The 3536-nt window shown below is 70.6% G+C and carries 5 protein-coding genes; all 5 read left to right on the plus strand.

What is annotated here, in order from left to right:
* On the plus strand, window positions 1–195 hold a 195-nt coding region (locus NQ160_RS20775; RefSeq protein WP_257516984.1), incomplete at its 5' end, for an SMC-Scp complex subunit ScpB.
* 41 nt (window positions 196–236) lie between these two features.
* The gene (locus tag NQ160_RS20780) at window positions 237–1007 is read left to right on the plus strand and encodes a pseudouridine synthase (protein WP_257516985.1); all 771 of its coding nucleotides are present in this window, start codon (window positions 237–239) and stop codon (window positions 1005–1007) included.
* The gene (locus NQ160_RS20785) at window positions 1004–2116 is read left to right on the plus strand and encodes a prephenate dehydrogenase (protein ID WP_257516986.1); all 1113 of its coding nucleotides are present in this window, start codon (window positions 1004–1006) and stop codon (window positions 2114–2116) included. Before NQ160_RS20780 ends, NQ160_RS20785 begins: the two co-directional genes overlap by 4 nt.
* Complete coding sequence (cmk, locus tag NQ160_RS20790; protein WP_257516987.1) at window positions 2109–2822, plus strand: (d)CMP kinase; 714 nt, start codon at window positions 2109–2111, stop codon at window positions 2820–2822. The genes NQ160_RS20785 and cmk overlap by 8 nt, the downstream gene beginning before the upstream one ends.
* Window positions 2812–3536: GTPase (locus NQ160_RS20795; RefSeq protein ID WP_257516988.1), on the plus strand; the 725-nt coding region annotated here is incomplete at its 3' end. The genes cmk and NQ160_RS20795, both read left to right, overlap by 11 nt.

The raw sequence follows: 3536 nt of genomic DNA on the forward strand, positions 1-3536 counted from the left end.
TCGGTGGTGCGCACGCTCGTGGCGCGCGGGCTCATCACCGAACTGTTCACCGACCCCGAGACCGGGGCGATCAACTACGGCACGACCGACGCGCTGCTGGTCAACCTGGGCATCAACTCCCTCGACGAGCTTCCCCACATCTCGCCCCTGCTGGACGACGGCTCCGACGGGTTCGATGTGGAAGGCCTGCGATGACCGAGCACGACAATCCCCGACGATCAGAAGGAGAAAAGACGATGGACACCGAGGGTGTACGGCTGCAGAAGGCGCTCGCGAACGCGGGTGTCGCTTCGAGGCGGGTGTCCGAGAATCTCATCGTCGAGGGGCGCGTGCGGGTGAACGGCCAGGTCGTCACCGAGCTCGGGTCGCGCGTCGACCCCGAGCGCGATCTCATCGACGTGGATGGCACCGTCATCCAGCTCGACCAGTCCAAGCGCTATGTCATGCTCAACAAGCCCACCGGCGTCGTCAGCACCATGAAGGACGAGAACGGCCGTCCCGACCTGCGCCAGTACACGAAGGACTGGCCGGAGCGGCTCTACAACGTCGGACGCCTGGATGCCGAGACCTCCGGGCTGCTGGTGCTCACCAACGACGGCGACCTCGCGCACGTGCTCGCCCACCCGTCGTTCGGGGTGAACAAGGTGTACATCGCCAAGGTGTCCGGCCGGGTCACCGCACAGACGATCAGCCGGTTGACCAAGGGCATCGAGCTGGAGGACGGCCCCATCGCCGCCGACAAGGCCCGACTGCTGGACACATCGGGCGAGACGAGTCTGGTCGAGCTCACCCTGCACTCCGGCCGCAACCGCATCGTGCGGCGCATGATGAGCGAGGTCGGCCACCCCGTCGTCGAACTCGTCCGACGCCAGTTCGGGCCGCTGCACCTGGGAAGTCTCCCGGCTGGGCGGGCACGTGAGTTGACTACAGTGGAACGCGGCGCGCTGCTCACTTTGGCGCGCGCCGCGACGGAAGAGCCGTCGCCGGGTGACCAGGAGAGCCAGTGACCGATTCGACGACGGGGCCGCTCGCTGCGCGCGTGCAGGGCCCCGTCCGCATCGTGGGTGCCGGGCTGCTGGGTTCGAGCATCGGCCACGCGCTGCGCGCCCGCGGGGTGGACGTCGTGCTCGACGACACATCCCCGGCACAGCTGCGCCTGGCCATCGACTACGGCGCCGGCCGTGCCGCGCGCGCCGATGATGCGCCCGTGCTCGTCGTCGTGGCGGTGCCGCCCGACGTCACCGCCGACGTCATCGAGCGTGAGCTGGCCGCCTATCCGCAGGCCGTCGTCACCGATGTCGCCAGCGTCAAGCTCGAGCCGCTCCGGCGGCTGCGAGAGCGCGGCGTGGACCTCACCCGCTACATCGGCTCGCACCCGCTGGCCGGCCGCGAGCGGGGCGGCGCCATCGCCGCCCGCGCCGACATCTTCGTCGGCCGCCCGTGGGTCGTCTGCCGCGACGGCGAGACCCGGCCAGGCGACTTGGCGCTGGTCGAGGGTCTCGCGCTGGACCTCGGCGCCATGCCGATCGAGATGAGCCCCGAGGAGCACGATCAGGCCGTGGCGCTCACCTCCCATGTGCCGCAGCTGGTGGCGAGCCTCTTGGCCGGCCGCTTCGTCGACGCGCCAGAGGGCTCGCTGCGCCTTGCCGGACAGGGAGTGCGGGACACCACGCGCATCGCGGCATCCGCCCCCGAACTCTGGGTGCAGATCCTCGGCGCCAACGCCGCCCCGGTGGTCGACGTTCTCGACGCGCTGGCCGCTGACCTCACGGCCGTGTCGGCGGCGCTGCGCGAACCCGAGGTTCCCGGGGCCCGCCGCGACGTGGCTGAGACCATCCGCCGCGGAAACGACGGCGTCGAGCGCCTCCCCGGCAAGCACGGCCAGAACCGCCGTTTCGAGCCCGTCGTGGTGATGGTCGACGACCGTCCCGGCCAGCTGGGGCGCCTCTTCGGCGACCTCGGCGTCCTCGACGTGAACGTCGAGGACCTGCGCCTGGAGCATTCGCCCGGCGCACAGTTCGGCCTGGCGGAAGTCAGTGTCGTCCCCGCCGCGGTGCGACGGACCGTCGATGGTCTGACGGCGCGGGGCTGGAAGATTGCGAGCACCAATGACTGACACCTCCCACGGCTCTGCTCCGACCGGCGGCCCCATCGTCGTAGCGATCGACGGCCCGGCCGGCAGCGGCAAGTCCAGCGTCTCGAAGCAGGCCGCCCGGCGGCTGTCGTACGGCTACCTCGACACCGGCGCCGCCTACCGGGCGCTGGCCTGGCACGCGCTGTCGCACGGTGTCGACACCTCCGACGCCGTCGCGGTGCTCGAGGTCGCGGGCGACTTCGACTTCGCGATCTCGCTCGACCCCGACGACTACTGGGTGAGGGTCGGCGCCACGGACGTGACCGACGCCATCCGTGAGCCCCGCGTGTCGGACGCTGTGAGCGGCGTTGCGCGGGTCCCGGCGGTGCGCGAGGCCGTCAACGCCATGTTCCGTGCGCTGGTGGCGACGTCGGGCCTTGCCGGCGTCATCGTCGAGGGCAGGGACATCACCACGGTGGTGACCCCCGATGCGCCGGTGCGGATTCTCCTCACCGCCGCGCCCGAGGTGCGCGCCGCGCGCCGCAGCGCCGAGATCACGACGCAGGATGCCACGGCCGTCGCCGACGCCCTGCACCGTCGCGACGCCGCCGACTCCAAGGTCGTGGACTTCCTCACCGCCGCCCCCGGCGTGACGGTGGTCGATTCGACCGCATTGAATTTCGAACAGACTGTGGATGCCGTACTCGACGTCGTCCACGCAGAGACGGGAGCGCACCATGAGCGCTGAAGAAGAATACGAAGGCGGCCCGGACAACCTGGCCGAGAAGCTCGCCGACATGGACGAGCACCTCGCCGAGCAGCGTGCAGCGACCCTGCGCGCCTCGCTGTCGGACTATGAGCTCGACGACGAAGACGCCGGCCTGCTCGCCGGTGCGGCGCAGGGCGATGACGGCATCGAGTACACCCCGGCGCTGCCGGTGGTCGCGATCGTCGGCCGCCCCAACGTCGGCAAGTCCGCGCTGGTCAACCGCATCCTCGGACGCCGCGAGGCCGTCGTTGAGGACACCCCCGGTGTGACCCGCGACCGCGTCACCTACAAGGCCGAGTGGATGGACCGCCGGTTCTCGCTGGTGGACACCGGTGGCTGGGAGCCCGACGCGCGTGGCATCGACCGCTCGGTGGCAGCACAGGCCGAGGTCGCGATCGACCTCGCCGACGTGGTGCTGTTCGTCGTCGACGCGATGGTGGGCGCCACCTCGACCGACGAGCATGTGGTGAAGCTGCTGCGAAAGAGCGGCAAGCCGGTCTTCCTCGTCGCCAACAAGATCGACGACCAGCGTCACGAGCCCGAGGCCGCAGCCCTGTGGGCCCTCGGACTCGGCCAGCCGTACCCCGTCTCGGCCATCCACGGCCGCGGCGTCGCGGACCTTCTCGACGACGTCATGAAGGTGCTGCCGGAGGTCTCGGCGGTCGCCAAGCAGGAGATCGGCGGTCCCCGCCG

This window comes from Microbacterium sp. zg.Y909 (assembly GCF_024626565.1).